Below are 15,691 nucleotides of genomic sequence, written 5' to 3' on the forward strand. Positions count from 1 at the left end.
GAGGATTTTAATGTCTAATAAGGCATAAAACTATTTCTGGGGAAAGTATCAATGCAGCGCATTTTGGTCATCCGAATTGATTTCCTTGGCGATATGATCTGCACCACTGCTTTTTTACATGCACTAAAACAGCGGTGGCCTGCAGCTGAGATTCATGTCTTAGCGAACAAATACAACCGGGCAGCACTGGCACGCAACCCTGATGTCAGTGCAGTACATACTTACGTTTACAGCAAACAATGTGAACGAAATCAGCAGCCTGGCAGACTTAAAAGCCTTCTTGATCGCTTGGCCTTGATTTGGCAATTACGGCGTTTGCGTTTTGATTTGCTGGTAATTCCTAATGGCGGCATGAATAAAAATAGTATTCAGTTCGCCAAGCAACTTAATGTGGCCGATAGCCGCTGGCATACTCCTGTCAGTGAGTTTGATGACCGCAATCCTGACCATGTTGTTAACCGGCCAATACGCCACGAAGCACTCTCCGGTTTCGCACTGGTGCCAGAATTAGAGCAAATTGATACTGAAGCAGTGAAACTGCATATCTATCCTGATCCTGAATTGCAGGCGAAATGGCAGACAGAACTCGGTAAAAAAAAGCGGCCACGGGTCGGTTTTTTTGTTTCTAACAAAGCCCCGCAACGGCGTTGGAGTTGGGAGAAGTGGCAACAGTTGGCGCTGAAACTCAGTGATCAGGCTGATATCATCATTCTTTATGACCCTCAAGAGCCACCGAGTGAGCAACAGTTGGCAAGTATCGCAGCGCGCCCTTTGTTAACCCCCTCGGTTGATGAGTTTGTGGCCGCAGCCAGCCAGTTGGATGTGGTGATTTCCGCCGACAGTGCGCCGGTACATATCAGTTCAGCACTGCAAATCCCGGTGGTGGCTTTGTTTGAATCCCGACCAGAGAAATATCTGCGTTGGTATCCGCTAACTCGCCACATATTGCTGCACGCCGGCCCGCAGGTCGAAGACATCACCGTCGATGCCGTCGAAACTGCCGCCCGCACCCTGTTGGTTGACGCGCCGTCACTGTTGGAACCTACTGAGGCCGGAACACCGGCTTATCCCCGAGAATCGTCGCTCGGTGCATAATCCGCCGCTGTGGTAAATAATCCGCATTGGCATAGTGTTGGGTGACGCGGTTATCCCAGATAGCCACGTCATCCTGCTGCCAGCGCCAGCGCACCTGGAACTCGGGTTTTGTGGTGTGGGCAAACAGAAAACGCAGTAGCGCATCACTCTCTTTATCACTCAAATCAATAATTCGAGTAGTGAATCCTTCATTGACGAATAATGCCTGACGCCCACTCACCGGGTGGGTGCGCACCACCGGATGGAGCAACGGCGGATTTTTCTCTTTTGCCAACAACCAGCGCTGATGATCTTCCGGCGTAGCGCGGTGTTTGCGCTCCAGAAAAGAATGAGTGAAATCATGCTCCGCCTGTAACCCCGCCAATAGCTGCTTAAACGGCGCGGAAAGGGCTTCATAAGCCGCAATCCCACTGCTCCATAACGTATCGCCGCCGGTTGTCGGCAACTGCTTGGCCGCCAGAATCGCGCCCAATGGCGGATTTTCGATAAACGTCACGTCAGTGTGCCAGTTGTCATTATCCGGTGGGTTATCATCGTGCGTGTCCAACACAATGATTTCTTCACACTCTTTAGCATGAGGGTAAACCGGGTGAATATGTAAATCGCCAAAGCGCCCGGCTAACTCGCGTTGCTGTAGAGGGGTAATCGGCTGATTGCGGAAAAACAGCACTTGATGCTTGAGCAAAGCATGATAAAGCTGCTCAAACTGGCTGCCTCCCAATGGGCGGGCGATATTAATATTCTCAACCAACGCCCCAATATATGGCCCCAACGGGGTCACGACCAAACGTTCATTCATTGCTGTGCTCCATACCAAGGCGTTAACCGGCGCTGAATCGCCCGCAAACTTAATTCCATCCCAAAGGCGATAATAGCAATCACACTGATGCCGGCAATCACCACGTCAGTCGCAAGAAACTCACCGGCGGATTGCACCATAAAGCCCAAACCCCGGGTGGCGGCGATTAACTCGGCGGCCACTAATGTTGACCAACCGACCCCCAAACCAATGCGGATACCGGTTAGGATTTCCGGTAATGCGCTGGGCAAGATAACAAACCATAAAACCTGCCAGCGGCTGGCTCCTAGTGCGCGGGCGGCTCTTACTCGCACCTGCGCTACACTGCGCACCCCGGCCACGGCGGCCAAGGTGATCGGCGCGAAGATAGCCAGATAAATCAGCAGGATTTTTGAAGTCTCGCCAATACCAAACCAAATCACCATCAGCGGCAAATAGGCTAACGGCGGCACTGGGCGATAAATCTCAATCAGCGGGTCCAGCACCGCGCGCACCCGAGTGCTGAGGCCCATGGCGATCCCCGTCGGCACCCCCAGCGCCACGGCGGCGAACAGGGCAATTAAAATGCGCCCCAAACTGGCCGCCAAATGCTGCCATAGCGTGGCATCCATAAACCCCTGCGGGCTGGCAATCACTAATAATTGATGCAAAACCTGCTGCGGCGCGGGCAAAAACAGTGGGCTGATAAGCCCAAGCGCGGTGACTGCCCACCACAGCGCCACCACACTCGCCAACGTCGCGATACTGAGCCACACCCCTTTATTACCCGGTAAAAAACTACCCGGTAAAAAACTGCCAGGGAAACGGCGGGTGGGTTTTTGAGTGGGCAAAGATACTGGGCGCAAATTGGCTTCGCGCAATGTACTGTCGCGTATGGTGCTGTCGCGTATGGTATTGTGCAGACTCATATCAGGGCCTCCCGCTGTTGGAAGACTTTACCTAGCACGTATTCACGGCGGGCGATAAATTCAGGATCAGATTTAATGCTGCGGCAAGCTTCACCGTCGGCATAGCGCTGACCAAAGTTCAGTGATAACCGCTCGACCACCTGCCCCGGCCCTGGCGACAGTAGCAATAACTCACTGGCCAAAAATACCGCCTCTTCAATATCGTGCGTAATCAATAGAATTTGCTTGCCAGTATCACGCCAAATCGTCAGCAACAACTCTTGCATCTGTTCGCGAGTGAAAGCATCCAGTGCGCCAAACGGCTCATCGAGCAGCAATAAACGCGGGTCAACCGCCAATGCACGGGCAATCCCGACTCGCTGGCGCATGCCACCGGAAAGCTGCCAAATAAAGTGATGTTCAAAACCGGCTAACCCGACCCGATGAAGCATTTTCAGCGCGGTTGCCCGCCGCTGGGATTGACTTAGCCCCGCCAGTTGCAAGCCAAACTCGACATTACTGACCACATCGCGCCACGGCAGTAAACCCTCATGCTGGAACACCACTCCCCGCTCGGCACTGGGGCCGTGAACCGGAATATCATCCAGAGTGATGCTGCCAGCTGAAGGCTCCATAAACCCGGCAATCAAATTCAACAAGGTGGTTTTGCCGCAGCCCGATGGCCCCAATACCACGACTAACTGTCCGGATGCGATTTGTAATGACACATCCTGTAAAGCCGGTTTGCCCTGATATTCAGCCCACAGGCCGCTGACGTTTAGCATAATAACTCCTAGGACTGCGGTGCCGCCTGAACCGCTTTCACAAAGCGGTCAGTGACGAAATCATGATAATCACTGGCCACTTGCGGGATCTTACCTTGCTCTTTGAGGAACGCGGCAGTATCGCGGATAGCTTGATCCACTGGCTGGCCCAGCTGTGTTATCTGTTCAGCCACCGGCAGATAGGTATTGCCCTTCACCAACTCCGGCACTTGCTCGGCGGGTACGCCACTTAAGCGCGCAAGCTGTTTCAAATTTTCTGAGTTTTTAAGCCATTGATTCGGTTGGGCCAAATAAGCTCCTTGGGCAGCTAATGCACTGCGAGCAAAGGCGGTCACCACTTCGGGATGTGCTTGGGCGAAATCTTTGCGCACCACCCAAACATCCAGAGTTGGCGCGCCCCATTGACCCACTTGCGCGGAATCCGTCAGCACCGTGCCAGTTTTGGCTAATTCGTTTACGGCGGGCGCCCAAACATACGCGCCATCAATATCACCGCGTTGCCACGCTGCGGCGATAGCCGGTGGCTGTAAGTTCAGAATCGTGACTTGATCCGGCTTGATGCCCCAATGCTTCAGAGCCGCCAGTAGACTGTAATGAGTGGTGGAGATAAAGGGCACGGCGATACGCTTACCGATTAAATCTTGCGGGGTTTTGATCTCTTTTTTGACGACTAATGCTTCCGAGCTACCCAACTGTGAGGCGAGCAAGAAAACCTCAATCGGGACATTCTGACTGGCCGCAACCGCCAATGGGCTGGAACCGATATTCCCGATCTGCACATCACCCGAGGCCAGCGCCCTGACCACACTGGAGCCGCTATCAAATTTGCGCCAATCGACCTTAGCACCGGAAAGCTTGGCAAAACTGTTATCCGCCTGAGCGACCTTGGCCGGTTCGGCAGAAGTTTGGTAGGCCACCGTCACATCGACAGCATGCGCACTGACCGCCACCAATGACAGAGCCAACAGCGCGCTACCGGGCCGTAAGAAGCCGCGAATGGCGGCGGCAATGTTTGCAGAAGATAAACGTGCAGAAGATAAGCTTGTAGAAGATAGGATTACCGCCATGGTTCACTCCGCTCGGTTAACAATGTCATTCGCTATTATTGCGACCTTTAGCGCACAGGGGCGCTGAGATGACAGTGATACCTGAAGGCGGAATGGAGACAAAGGAATAAAAAATTATTCTTTATTCCTTTATGTGATAACAAATTAACTCACGAGCGGATCATTATCTACAACAAATAGTTAACTAAAGGGATAATTCGCCTTTGAGGAAAATGCGAGATTCACCGGAGATAACCGTACGATCTCCGGCTAACGTGCAGAATAACTCGCCACCTCGCGCCGATATCTGGCGAGCATGGAGGGACGACCTGCCCAACCGAGCCGCCCAATAGGGCATTAATGTGCAATGGGCCGATCCAGTCACCGGGTCTTCATTGCTGCTCAGGGTAAAGTAGCGCGAAACAAAATCGACCTCATCACCCGGTGCCGTCACAATGACACCACGGCCAGCGAAAGCAATGAGCGCAGCAATATCCGGCTGTAATTGCTGAACCTGTTGCTCATTCTCCAGCACTACCAGCAGAGATTTTGCTTGCCATACTTGTTGAATATCAACAGCTAGCAAGGTTTTCAACTGCACCGAAATCGCGATTTTCTCTGGCGGCAATGTGGGGAAGTTCAGCGACAACCGACTGAAGTTATCGGCATCGCGTTTGACATGTAAATCACCGCTGGCGCTACGAAAACAGATATCGTGCAAACCGGGATTAATCACATTGAACATCACATGCGCCGCCGCCAAGGTGCCGTGACCGCATAAATCCACTTCACGTTCGGGCGTAAACCACCGAATTGCCGATTTATCCCCTTCATCCCAGACAAAACTGGTTTCCGGTAAATTGATTTCAGCGGCGATACGCTGCATTTTTTCTGCCAACAGTGGCTTTTTCAGCAAATACACCCCGGCCGGGTTACCGGATAACCCGCTGCCGATAAACGCATCAACATGGAAATAGTTGTAAGCCATCAATAGCTCCCATGATCGTACTCTAAATAATTCGAGTTGCAGGCCGGCGGCAATTGAGTAAATCCCCCGGAGTCTACTGACTTTAAGGTCAACAACCAGTAAGTGACTGGGGTGACAAATCGGCCGCGAACCGAGTCATAAAAACAGCCAACGCGCATGCAGCTTGCAGTATGACGAGTATTGTTAGTGCCAAATAAGTCAGTGCCAAATAAGTAGTACACAGGCCGCTGTCAGCAACCCCATCGAGATATTAAAAGTAAACCAGGCCCGGCGGCTGCGCAGCAAACGGCCAATCAAAGTACCAAAACCCAGCCAAATAATACCGGCCACCAGATTCACCATAAACATGCCAAGGCTTATCATTAAGATGGAATGATTATAAGCCGCACCCGCCATACTGAAACTGGCGACTGACCCTAATCCCATCAGCCAGGCTTTTGGGTTAAGGAACTGCAATAGCCAACCCTGATACAATCGCAGCGGTTTTGGCGGGACGACATTGGTTTCTAATTTTTCATAGGCCGAAGTGGCAATTTTCCATGCCAACCACAGCAGATAAAGACTGCCGAGAATTTTCAGGATTAAATGCAGGGAAGGATAAACTAATATCAGGCCGCCGACACCAAATGCCACCAGCAACAGCATACTCTGCATGCCCAACATAATGCCTAACATCAACCAGATAGAGCGCATAAAACCGAAGTTGGCCCCGGCTGAGGTTAATAACATATTGTTTGGGCCAGGGGTAATTGCAGCAACCCAGAGAAAACCTACCATTGAAAGAAATAAACTCAGTTCCATGAGACGGGTGCCTCTCACCCAAAATGATGCGCGATATACCCATGAAGCTAACAGTGTGCTATTGATCACACAAGAGCAATGACATGATTTCCATTCACCATATGCATGAAATATTTCGTCCGCTGGCCGGTGCCAGTAACCCACATCTACAAACGCTGCTGCCCCGTTTGGTCAGGCGGCGCGTACAACTGCAACCTTTTTGGCAACGGCTGGAACTGCCCGATGGGGATTTTGTCGATCTGGCCTGGAGTGAAAACCCTGAGCTGGCGCGCGATAAGCCCAGAGTGGTGCTATTCCATGGGTTGGAAGGAAATTTTTATAGCCCTTATGCCCATGGGTTACTGCGCGCCTGGCAAGACCGAGGGTGGCTGGGTGTGGTGATGCATTTTCGTGGATGCAGTGGTGAGCCAAATCGCAAGTCACGCATTTATCACTCCGGTGAAACAGAGGATGCCCGCTTCTTTCTGCGCTGGTTGCGGGAAAGTTATGGTCAGGTACCCACCGCCGCGGTTGGCATCTCTTTAGGGGGCAATATGTTGGCCCTCTATTTAGCTGAACAAGGGCAATTAGCTCAACAAGAGCAAGAGAGTTTATTAGAGGCAGCCGTGGTGGTTTCTGCACCGCTGATGCTAGAACCTTGTGCTGACCGCATGGAGCAAGGTTTCTCTCGGGTTTATCAGCGCTATTTGTTGAACCAACTCAAATTAAATGCCACCCGTAAGCTACTGCATTACCCCGGCAGTCTGCCGTTGGATCTGACTCAATTGAAAGGACTGCGGCGAATCAGAGAGTTTGATGATGTCATAACGGCTAGAATACATGGCTTCAATGATGCGTTGGATTATTATCGGCGTTGTAGCGCTTTACCTAAGCTGTCACAAATTAAGACGCCGCTGCTTATCATTCATGCCAAAGATGATCCATTCATGACCGCCGAGGTTATCCCGAATCTCAACGAGTTACCGGACAATATTGCTTATCAGCTCACAGAGCACGGCGGCCATGTCGGTTTTGTCGGCGGCTCCTTAAAACACCCACAAATGTGGCTGGAACAACGTATTCCAGCCTGGCTTTCCCCCTATTTGGAGCAATCATCATGATGATCCCTTGGCAACAAGTCGACAGTGAAACACTGGATAATCTGCTGGAAGCCTTTGTGCTACGTGAAGGCACAGATTACGGCGAGCATGAGCGCTCATTGACCCAAAAAGTCGAAGACGTCCGCCGTCAGTTGGTCAGTGGTGAGGCTGTTTTGGTCTGGTCCGAGTTACACGAGACCATCAATATTATGCCGCGCGGTGCATTTCGAGCCGGTGCCGAAGAGTTGCCATAATCCTCGCCGGATCACGACACTCGCCGAGTAAAATCAGAGTGACAAGCCGGACAATTTGCCCTAAAAATAGCCCTTAGCCCTAAAAAAATCAGCCATTAGCGCTAAAAAACAGCCAATTTCAGCCTGTCCACTGAGGATCTAACCCCATGGAGTTACAGCTAATATGTCAACTAAACATCCGGTTATAGCCGTCACCGGCTCAAGTGGCGCAGGGACGACGACAACCAGCCTGGCGTTTCGCAAAATTTTTCAGCAATTGAATATTCGCGCGGCGCAAATTGAGGGCGATAGCTTCCACCGCTATACCCGCCCAGAAATGGATACCGTCATCCGTAAGGCACGGGATCAAGGGCGTCATATCAGCTATTTTGGCCCAGAAGCCAATGACTTTGGTCAGTTAGAAGACAGTGTGGAAGAGTACGGCAAAAATGGCTCGGGGCGTTCACGTAAGTATTTGCACACTTATGATGAAGCTGTACCTTATAACCAAATTCCGGGCACTTTCACCCCTTGGGAGGCGCTGCCAGAACCCACCGATGTATTATTTTATGAAGGGCTGCACGGCGGAGTCGTGACCGAGCATCATGATGTGGCAAAACATGTAGATTTACTGGTCGGCGTGGTGCCCATAGTCAACCTGGAGTGGATTCAAAAATTAGTCCGGGATACCGGTGAGCGCGGCCATTCCCGTGAGGCGGTGATGGATTCCGTGGTGCGCTCCATGGACGATTACATTAGCTACATTACGCCGCAGTTCTCGCGCACCCACATTAACTTTCAGCGCGTGCCGACCGTCGATACCTCAAACCCATTTGCTGCTAAAGCCATTCCCTCACTGGATGAAAGTTTTGTTGTCATTCATTTCCGAGGTTTGGACCAAATCGATTTCCCCTACTTATTGGCAATGCTGCAAGGGTCTTTTATCTCCAATATCAACACGTTGGTTGTCCCCGGCGGGAAGATGGGGCTGGCAATGGAGCTGATTATGGCCCCGCTGGTGCAGCAATTGCTGGAAGGCAAGAAGATCGGATAATTCTTCTGTCTTGGAGCTGCAGGTAGGCGGTTAGCAACTCTGCAGCTGCAAGGGCGAAGGATTTATTTAGGCGATTTCGCGGATCTCAAAACTGTGGGTAATAGTCGCCGCTTTCCCCAACATCAAAGAAACCGAGCAATATTTCTCTGCTGAAAGCTCAACTGCACGCTCAACGATTTTATCAGTCAACCCTTTGCCGCTGACAATAAAATGCAGGTTAATTTGGGTAAACAGGCGCGGTGCTTCTTCCCGGCGCTGCGAGGTTAATGTCACTTCGCAATCGCGCACATCGTTGCGCCCCTTTTGCAAAATGGAAACGACATCAATTGCGCTACAGCCCCCCGCCGACATTAACAACATTTCCATCGGGCTAGGGGCTTTATCTCCTGCATTTCCATCCATTAAAACTTGATGACCAGATGCGGATTCACCTAAAAATGTCAGCCCCTCAACCCACTTTACACGTGCTTGCATAACTCATGCTCCCGGTTAAATTTTCTCATTCAGACTACCCTTTCATTTACAAACTGGCAATGTAACCCGATGTTCATCATGCTGAAGCGATACAACACAAGACACCGACCTCATCCTGTGCTACAAACAGAACCGAAAGTGTTGTATTTAGAATTAAATAGGGTAGCTTCTCAATACTCAGTGAAGGGTTTCTACTCGGTACGCATCTTGGCTATACCTTTCGGCAGTTGAGCAAATTAATATGCTAAATGAAAGTGTATTTTATAAGCACGCCGTACAGGGAACTCTGAGCCCTGTTAAGTTAGGCTGCGATAACAACAGAGGATAACAGCGAATGGTTCTCGGCAAGCCACAAACAGACCCGACTCTCGAATGGTTCCTGTCTCATTGCCATATCCACAAATATCCATCGAAAAGTACGCTAATTCACCAAGGTGAAAAAGCCGAAACGCTTTACTACATCGTGAAAGGCTCCGTTGCGGTGCTTATCAAAGATGAAGAAGGTAAAGAGATGATTCTCTCCTATTTAAACCAGGGAGATTTCATCGGCGAGCTTGGATTATTTGAAGAAGGCCAAGAACGTAGTGCTTGGGTTAGGGCAAAAACCGCCTGTGAAGTGGCTGAAATTTCTTACAAAAAATTCCGTCAGCTGATTCAGGTTAATCCAGATATCTTGATGCGCCTGTCGTCACAAATGGCGAATCGCTTACAGATAACATCTGAGAAAGTGGGTAACCTCGCCTTCCTGGATGTCACTGGGCGCATTGCACAAACGCTGCTTAATCTGGCAAAACAACCGGATGCCATGACCCACCCAGATGGGATGCAGATAAAGATTACCCGCCAGGAAATTGGTCAAATAGTTGGCTGTTCCCGCGAAACTGTGGGGCGGATACTAAAAATGCTAGAAGATCAAAATCTGATCTCCGCGCATGGTAAAACGATTGTCGTTTACGGCACTCGTTAATTCCCTATAAACTGGTGCCGATACCCTCGGCACCAGTTTTCTTCTATACCCGTTATACTTCAAGCTGCATGTGTGTTGGCTGCTTTCACTACTCGGCCCGTCCATGGGCCTCGCCTCTGCGAGGCCGCTGCAAGCAGCGTTCAAATCTGCTCCCGGCAGATTTGTCACCCCAGTCACTTACTGGTCGTTGACCTTAAAGTAAATAGGCTCTTGGGGACTCGCTCAATTGCCGCCTTCTGGGTATATGTTATGTAATTAATAAATCTCTGGGGCCTATATGAATTGGCAACGGCTTATTTATCATCCTGAAGTCAATTATGCACTCCGCCAGACACTTGTTCTCTGCTTGCCGGCGGCATTGGGGTTCGCGATAGGCGAATTGCGGTTGGGGTTGATGTTCTCCCTGATACCCGCCTGCTGTAATATTGCAGCGCTAGATACCCCCCATCAACATTTCTTCCAGCGACTGATTGTCGGCGGGGCTATCTTTACTTTCAGTAGTTTTCTGACTCAACAACTACTGCTGTGGGATATTCCATTACCTGCGGTGATGCTTGGCTTGGCATTAATATTGGGTGTCAGTGGCGCTATCAGCCAGCTCAATGGCCGCCTGCTCCCCGCCGCACTTATCGCCGCTATTTTTAGCCTCAGCATGGTAGGCCGTACGCCTATCTGGCAAGCGCCATTGATGTGTGCCGTGGGGACTCTCTGGTATGGCCTATTTACCTGGCTATGGTTCCGGTTATGTAAAGACCAGCCGATCCGTGAGCCATTGAGTCAGCTTTATCATTTGTTGGCCGATTATTGTGATGCTAAATACAGTTTGTTGGGTCAACATGTGGCGCTAGAAAAGGCAATACCGCCGTTGCTTGACCGGCAACAAGGTATAATGGACAAGATTAATCAGATTTATCAGCAATTTAACTTGATAGACAATGCCACTAAAAAAGAGCGGAAACGGCTATTGAACTTGTTTCAGATGGCGCTCGATTTACAGGAACACATCACCGCGGCAGTGAGTCAGTCAGAAAAAACGCAAGAGTTAATTGACCAAAGCCCGATAGAGAAAGTCCTTAAGCGCAATATGCAGGTTATCTCGACGCAAATGCGCACCATCGCCGATGATATTCTCTATCACCACCGAGCGAAAAATCATTTCAGTGCAGATGATGCGCTGGTCGAACTGGAAGAGATTGCCCAGCAGCATCCGGATAACCCAGCGGCACAATTCTTCTATTACCATATCAGCCATGTTACCCAAATCCTGAGCGACCAACGCCCGCAGTATGAACGCACTTTGATGTCCAGCCAGCTATCTCAGCCGTTCTGGCCAGCACTCACCAGCTATTTATCTTTTAAATCCAGTGCCTTGCGGAATGCCGCTCGCCTTGGCGTCACTTTGGCAGCCGGCAGTTACATCGGTACCTTGATTCATCTGCCTAAACCTTATTGGATTTTGCTCACCGTGATGCTGGTCACACAAAACGGCTATAACGCCACTAAAATTCGAATTCATCACCGCGCCCTTGGCACCCTGATTGGGCTGTTACTCGCGGCAGCTTTGCTGCATTTTCAAATGCCGGAAGGCACCACGCTAAACATTATGTTGCTTATCACCCTGGGGGCCTATCTGGTTCAACGCAAAAACTATGGCTGGTCGGTCATTCTCAGAACCATCACTACGGTCTATATCTTGCAGTTATTGACCGGCGAAGGTGCGGACTTTTTAATCCCGCGATTGTTAGATACGTTAATCGGCTGTGCATTGGCCTTTGCCAGTACATTGTGGCTATGGCCGCAGTGGCAAAGCGGTTTACTGCGTAAAAATGCGCATCAAACGCTGGAAAGTTATCAGAGAATCCTGCGCATCCTATTGAAACCTAATCCGAATATTGAGCAACTGTCGTTTGAGCGCATCCACGTGAACAAAGCCAGCAACGCCGTCCTCAGTTCACTGAAAGAAGCTATGCAGGAGCCGGGGTTCAACTCAGAATATCTGGCGGACATGCGTCTGTGGGCCACCCATAGCGAACTTATTGTCGGGAATATCAATGAGATGACTATACTGACGCGGGCTTATCCATTGGCAGAGTCACCGGCAGAATCAGATAAACACCACATTCAGCTGACGGTTAGGTTGGCGGAAGAGTATTTACAGCTCTGTGAAATGGCGATTCAACAATGTCAGCAACGGCTAGAGTCAGATACCCGTGAGGGGAATAACGATTTTGTTCAAATGCCAGATAGAGATACTGATACGCAAATCTCTGAACTTGAACGTAATTTACGGCGTATTTTGTCTCATTTGAGTGTGATGCATACCGTTTCATCGCTGGCATGGCAGCAACAGCCGCACCATGGTATTTGGCGTAGCCGGAAACTGCGGGGGACGGCATCGTAAAAAAGAGAGGCAAAAAACCTCTCCACAATCCGTTGACAAAAATACGATTTAACCTTTGACCAGGCTGGTAACCGCCCTTTCTAAACGCGCCATACCTTGCTGGATATCTTCGGGTTCAATCACCAACGAAGGCGCTAACCGTAATACATCTGGCCCGGCATTAAGAATCATTAAACCATTCGCTGCTGCTGCCGTCAGGAACTCCCGCGAGCGACCATGATATTGCGGCGTTAATTGTGCCCCTATCAGTAGCCCCATGCCGCGGATGTCATCAAACACCTGATACTTACTGTTAATCTCTTGCAAAGCCTGCACAAACAGGCCGTGGCGCTGTTCAATGCCATCAAGTACCTCTGGAGTATTAATCACATCCAGCGCGGCCTCTGCGACCGCACAGGCCAGTGGGTTCCCCCCATAGGTAGTGCCGTGGGTTCCTACCGCCATCACCGAGGCAATTTCTTCAGTCGTCAGCATCGCGCTGACCGGGAACCCGCCGCCTAACGCTTTAGCCGTGGTGAGGATATCTGGCGTCACGCCGTAGTGCATATAAGTAAACAGCTTACCACTGCGCCCCATACCGCTTTGCACTTCATCAAACACCAGCAGCGCTTTGTGTTGATCACACAGCGCGCGCACACCTTGCAGAAACTCTGGTGTCGCGGAGGTAATGCCCCCTTCCCCTTGAATAGGTTCCAGCACCACCGCACAAGTGTGGTCGTCCATGACCGCTTTTACCGCAGCCAGGTCATTAAACGGCACATGGATAATATCGGCCGGTTTCGGGCCAAAACCATCGGAGTACTTGGGTTGCCCACCGACCGATACAGTAAACAGCGTGCGACCATGGAATGCATTATGGAAAGCAATGATTTTAGTTTTATACGGGCTGTGGCGTTCAATAGCGTAATGACGGGCTAACTTAAATGCCGCCTCATTCGCCTCGCCACCGGAATTGGCAAAAAACACGCGGTCAGCAAAGGTCGCCGCAATCAGTTTTTGTGCCAAACGTAGGGCGGGTTCATTGGTGAATACATTACTGGTATGCCATAACATTTCACCTTGCTGATGTAATGCCGCCACCAGCGCCGGATGGCAATGACCGAGTGCTGTAACCGCAATTCCACCTGCAAAATCAATGTATTCCGTGCCTTGTTGATCCCACACGCGGCTACCTTTCCCTTTGACCGGAATAAACTGCGCGGGTGCATAAACAGGCAAAATAACCTGGTCGAATGTACTGCGAGTCACTGCTAATTTATCTGCCATTGCACTGTCCAATCTGAGAAAACTTTGAGCCGCCAATTACTGACGAGTGAAAATATAATCACAAAATATGCATAAAAAATCAAAATCAAGCAAACAAAAAATTAACCAATAGAGAAAGTGCAATTCAAGCAATTAATTTTTAAGGAAATTATCCAATAATTGATGGCCTTGTTCGCTGAGGATACTTTCCGGATGGAACTGCACGCCCTCCAGTGGCAAAGTGCGATGGCGGATGCCCATAATCTCATCCATCACGCCGTTTCGTTCAGTCCATGCGGTCAGCTCAAAACAATCAGGTAGAGAGTCAGTAGCAATCACTAAAGAGTGGTAGCGGGTCACAGTAAGCGGTTGATTAAGCCCACGAAAGACACCCTGACCATTATGGCGAATTGCTGTGGTTTTACCGTGCATCACTTGCCGCGCCCGCACGATACGTGCGCCAAAAGCCTGCCCAAGCGCCTGATGGCCCAGACAGACGCCCAATATGGGCAATTTACCGGCAAAATGACGGATCGCGGCCACAGAAATCCCGGCCTCATTGGGGGTGCAGGGGCCGGGCGAAATCACCAAATGGGATGGTGATAATCTTTCAATATCAGCTAGTTGTACTTCATCATTACGTTTAACAACCACTTCCGCGCCCAGCTCACAAAAATACTGGTAAAGGTTGTAGGTAAACGAATCGTAATTATCGATCAATAACAGCATATTTAACCTAACTGACTAAGTTGGTAGATTGTAATGCACTTTGGTGGCAATAAAAGAGTCATCAAATCTTGTAGGGATAAAGGTCACCAGTTCCCCTACTTTTAACTGAGCAAGTCCCACCAAGATGGCCTTATCTCTTTTATCTATAAAAAATTGCCCAGCATAATTACCATCAACAGCTTTTATTGATACTAAATCGCCCTGAATTGATGATATTGCGCCACGTATACATTCACTAAATTGTGCATGAGTATGCCAGTTTTTAATATTGAGTTGAGGAATTTCATGGACTCCCGCCGCGAGATTTTTATACTCTGCAACACATTGGATAGAACAAAGTGCAGTCAATGACGCATGACTATTCACCAAAGTAATGGCTTTGAGATTTGAAGGGTTGATTGCTTCAATCAATATCAAACACTCATTATAAAAATTGATGACTTTATTCAAGTATGCGGGTGTGCCATAAAGACTTTTTGAGTACCAGACTGGCTCATGATGAGCAATTCTATTCCGTAATCGGTTAACATTTCTTAGAATATTAATCAGTTGCGGGTGCTTCATTTTTCTACCGGGGAATGCATGGTAAAGTAAGTCCGGCCACAGTCGTAAAGATTGATCGGCATTTATATCATGGGACTGACACAAATGGCTCCATACCCCAAAGGTTAATTCTGGTATTAAATTATCCGCAGTGAGCTCTATTCCCCTCTTTTCCAACTTATTTGCTGCCGATACTATTGCAACCTTGGTATCTTTATATTGATTATCGGTGGCTGAATCATAGAAATTCTTAAGCCACATAGGGTCGAATGCAGCATCAATTTCAGCCGCATTCTTACCCTGTTGCTTTAGGCGTTCTCTGAATAAGGATTCATAGCCCGAACAGAGGCCATTGCGAAGAGAGACTTCCAGTATTTGTAGTACAGGCAACAGTTCGGCGCATACTCGCTTATTCCAGATATACATACCGAGACATTCCGATATATCAGTTGTTTCAAAACAACGCTCATATGTCGCAATACGTTTTCCTGATATTGACTCAATAATACGTTCAACTGACATACATAATATCCAGTAATATATTTTGTTAACGTTAATCTCCACA

General features: G+C 49.5%; 16 protein-coding genes. 6 read left to right on the plus strand and 10 right to left on the minus strand.

The window, feature by feature from the left end:
• Nucleotides 1–51: 51 nt before the first annotated feature.
• Nucleotides 52–1,095: a glycosyltransferase family 9 protein gene (locus tag DXZ79_RS19135; RefSeq protein WP_120011541.1), complete on the plus strand. Its 1,044-nt coding sequence runs from the start codon at nucleotides 52–54 to the stop codon at nucleotides 1,093–1,095.
• On the opposite strand, the gene tauD is transcribed toward DXZ79_RS19135, so the two are convergent.
• The 6 genes from tauD to DXZ79_RS19165 form a co-directional block, all read right to left on the minus strand.
• Complete coding sequence (gene tauD / locus DXZ79_RS19140; protein ID WP_120011542.1) at nucleotides 1,043–1,894, minus strand: taurine dioxygenase; 852 nt, start codon at nucleotides 1,892–1,894, stop codon at nucleotides 1,043–1,045. The two genes, DXZ79_RS19135 and tauD, sit on opposite strands and share 53 nt — an antisense overlap.
• Nucleotides 1,891–2,802, minus strand: a complete 912-nt coding sequence (gene tauC / locus DXZ79_RS19145) for a taurine ABC transporter permease TauC (protein WP_162928761.1) — start codon at nucleotides 2,800–2,802, stop codon at nucleotides 1,891–1,893. The genes tauD and tauC overlap by 4 nt, the downstream gene beginning before the upstream one ends.
• Nucleotides 2,799–3,566 carry a taurine ABC transporter ATP-binding subunit gene (gene tauB / locus DXZ79_RS19150; RefSeq protein ID WP_038637147.1) on the minus strand — a complete coding sequence of 256 codons (768 nt, stop codon included), beginning with the start codon at nucleotides 3,564–3,566 and terminating at the stop codon, nucleotides 2,799–2,801. Before tauB ends, tauC begins: the two co-directional genes overlap by 4 nt.
• A gap of 8 nt (nucleotides 3,567–3,574) precedes the next feature.
• Entirely contained in the window at nucleotides 3,575–4,633 is a 1,059-nt protein-coding gene (gene tauA, locus DXZ79_RS19155) for a taurine ABC transporter substrate-binding protein (protein ID WP_050291819.1), read from the minus strand.
• Between the two features lie 184 nt (nucleotides 4,634–4,817).
• The gene (locus DXZ79_RS19160) at nucleotides 4,818–5,600 is read right to left on the minus strand and encodes a PhzF family phenazine biosynthesis protein (protein WP_038637153.1); all 783 of its coding nucleotides are present in this window, start codon (nucleotides 5,598–5,600) and stop codon (nucleotides 4,818–4,820) included.
• Between the two features lie 198 nt (nucleotides 5,601–5,798).
• Complete coding sequence (locus DXZ79_RS19165; RefSeq protein ID WP_050291820.1) at nucleotides 5,799–6,401, minus strand: LysE family translocator; 603 nt, start codon at nucleotides 6,399–6,401, stop codon at nucleotides 5,799–5,801.
• A 101-nt stretch (nucleotides 6,402–6,502) separates the two neighbouring features.
• Here DXZ79_RS19165 and DXZ79_RS19170 point away from each other — a divergent pair, with 101 nt between their 5' ends.
• The 3 genes from DXZ79_RS19170 (at nucleotide 6,503) to DXZ79_RS19180 (ending at nucleotide 8,767) form a co-directional block, all read left to right on the plus strand.
• A complete protein-coding gene (locus DXZ79_RS19170; protein ID WP_038639911.1) occupies nucleotides 6,503–7,501 on the plus strand; it encodes a hydrolase in 999 nt (332 codons plus the stop codon).
• Nucleotides 7,498–7,734: a YheU family protein gene (locus tag DXZ79_RS19175; RefSeq protein ID WP_038637160.1), complete on the plus strand. Its 237-nt coding sequence runs from the start codon at nucleotides 7,498–7,500 to the stop codon at nucleotides 7,732–7,734. Before DXZ79_RS19170 ends, DXZ79_RS19175 begins: the two co-directional genes overlap by 4 nt.
• Before the next feature lie 163 nt (nucleotides 7,735–7,897).
• A complete protein-coding gene (locus DXZ79_RS19180) occupies nucleotides 7,898–8,767 on the plus strand; it encodes a phosphoribulokinase (RefSeq protein WP_038637163.1) in 870 nt (289 codons plus the stop codon).
• A 66-nt stretch (nucleotides 8,768–8,833) separates the two neighbouring features.
• Here DXZ79_RS19180 and DXZ79_RS19185 read toward each other — a convergent pair whose 3' ends face one another.
• Nucleotides 8,834–9,241 carry an OsmC family protein gene (locus DXZ79_RS19185; protein WP_004875129.1) on the minus strand — a complete coding sequence of 136 codons (408 nt, stop codon included), beginning with the start codon at nucleotides 9,239–9,241 and terminating at the stop codon, nucleotides 8,834–8,836.
• 334 nt (nucleotides 9,242–9,575) lie between these two features.
• Here DXZ79_RS19185 and crp point away from each other — a divergent pair, with 334 nt between their 5' ends.
• Both crp and DXZ79_RS19200 read left to right on the plus strand, forming a co-directional pair.
• Nucleotides 9,576–10,208 carry a cAMP-activated global transcriptional regulator CRP gene (crp, locus tag DXZ79_RS19190; RefSeq protein WP_002212297.1) on the plus strand — a complete coding sequence of 211 codons (633 nt, stop codon included), beginning with the start codon at nucleotides 9,576–9,578 and terminating at the stop codon, nucleotides 10,206–10,208.
• A 277-nt stretch (nucleotides 10,209–10,485) separates the two neighbouring features.
• A complete protein-coding gene (locus tag DXZ79_RS19200; protein ID WP_120011544.1) occupies nucleotides 10,486–12,609 on the plus strand; it encodes a YccS/YhfK family putative transporter in 2,124 nt (707 codons plus the stop codon).
• Nucleotides 12,610–12,657: 48 nt separating this feature from the next.
• Here the strand turns inward: DXZ79_RS19200 and argD are convergent, their stop codons facing one another.
• The 3 genes from argD to DXZ79_RS19215 all read right to left on the minus strand — a co-directional run bounded on the left by argD (nucleotide 12,658) and on the right by DXZ79_RS19215 (nucleotide 15,648).
• Nucleotides 12,658–13,875 carry a bifunctional acetylornithine/succinyldiaminopimelate transaminase gene (argD, locus tag DXZ79_RS19205; RefSeq protein WP_038637171.1) on the minus strand — a complete coding sequence of 406 codons (1,218 nt, stop codon included), beginning with the start codon at nucleotides 13,873–13,875 and terminating at the stop codon, nucleotides 12,658–12,660.
• Between the two features lie 132 nt (nucleotides 13,876–14,007).
• Nucleotides 14,008–14,583 (minus strand): aminodeoxychorismate synthase component II, encoded by a 576-nt coding sequence (locus tag DXZ79_RS19210; protein WP_038637174.1) that lies wholly within the window; start codon nucleotides 14,581–14,583, stop codon nucleotides 14,008–14,010.
• Between the two features lie 15 nt (nucleotides 14,584–14,598).
• Nucleotides 14,599–15,648 (minus strand): Abi family protein, encoded by a 1,050-nt coding sequence (locus DXZ79_RS19215; RefSeq protein WP_050291824.1) that lies wholly within the window; start codon nucleotides 15,646–15,648, stop codon nucleotides 14,599–14,601.
• Nucleotides 15,649–15,691 lie beyond the last annotated feature (43 nt).

Origin of the sequence: Yersinia rochesterensis (assembly GCF_003600645.1) — a bacterium.
In the GTDB taxonomy this organism is placed as follows: domain Bacteria; phylum Pseudomonadota; class Gammaproteobacteria; order Enterobacterales; family Enterobacteriaceae; genus Yersinia; species Yersinia rochesterensis.

Coding starts and splice junctions, on each gene's coding strand:
- DXZ79_RS19215 (WP_050291824.1), bottom strand. CDS start 15,648: ATGTCAGTTGAACGTATTATTGAGTCAATATCAGGAAAACGTATTGCG.
- DXZ79_RS19210 (WP_038637174.1), bottom strand. CDS start 14,583: ATGCTGTTATTGATCGATAATTACGATTCGTTTACCTACAACCTTTAC.
- DXZ79_RS19175 (WP_038637160.1), top strand. CDS start 7,498: ATGATGATCCCTTGGCAACAAGTCGACAGTGAAACACTGGATAATCTG.
- DXZ79_RS19185 (WP_004875129.1), bottom strand. CDS start 9,241: ATGCAAGCACGTGTAAAGTGGGTTGAGGGGCTGACATTTTTAGGTGAA.
- tauD (WP_120011542.1), bottom strand. CDS start 1,894: ATGAATGAACGTTTGGTCGTGACCCCGTTGGGGCCATATATTGGGGCG.
- DXZ79_RS19180 (WP_038637163.1), top strand. CDS start 7,898: ATGTCAACTAAACATCCGGTTATAGCCGTCACCGGCTCAAGTGGCGCA.
- tauB (WP_038637147.1), bottom strand. CDS start 3,566: ATGCTAAACGTCAGCGGCCTGTGGGCTGAATATCAGGGCAAACCGGCT.
- DXZ79_RS19200 (WP_120011544.1), top strand. CDS start 10,486: ATGAATTGGCAACGGCTTATTTATCATCCTGAAGTCAATTATGCACTC.
- DXZ79_RS19135 (WP_120011541.1), top strand. CDS start 52: ATGCAGCGCATTTTGGTCATCCGAATTGATTTCCTTGGCGATATGATC.
- DXZ79_RS19170 (WP_038639911.1), top strand. CDS start 6,503: ATGCATGAAATATTTCGTCCGCTGGCCGGTGCCAGTAACCCACATCTA.
- tauC (WP_162928761.1), bottom strand. CDS start 2,802: ATGAGTCTGCACAATACCATACGCGACAGCACCATACGCGACAGTACA.
- tauA (WP_050291819.1), bottom strand. CDS start 4,633: ATGGCGGTAATCCTATCTTCTACAAGCTTATCTTCTGCACGTTTATCT.
- crp (WP_002212297.1), top strand. CDS start 9,576: ATGGTTCTCGGCAAGCCACAAACAGACCCGACTCTCGAATGGTTCCTG.
- argD (WP_038637171.1), bottom strand. CDS start 13,875: ATGGCAGATAAATTAGCAGTGACTCGCAGTACATTCGACCAGGTTATT.
- DXZ79_RS19165 (WP_050291820.1), bottom strand. CDS start 6,401: ATGGAACTGAGTTTATTTCTTTCAATGGTAGGTTTTCTCTGGGTTGCT.
- DXZ79_RS19160 (WP_038637153.1), bottom strand. CDS start 5,600: ATGGCTTACAACTATTTCCATGTTGATGCGTTTATCGGCAGCGGGTTA.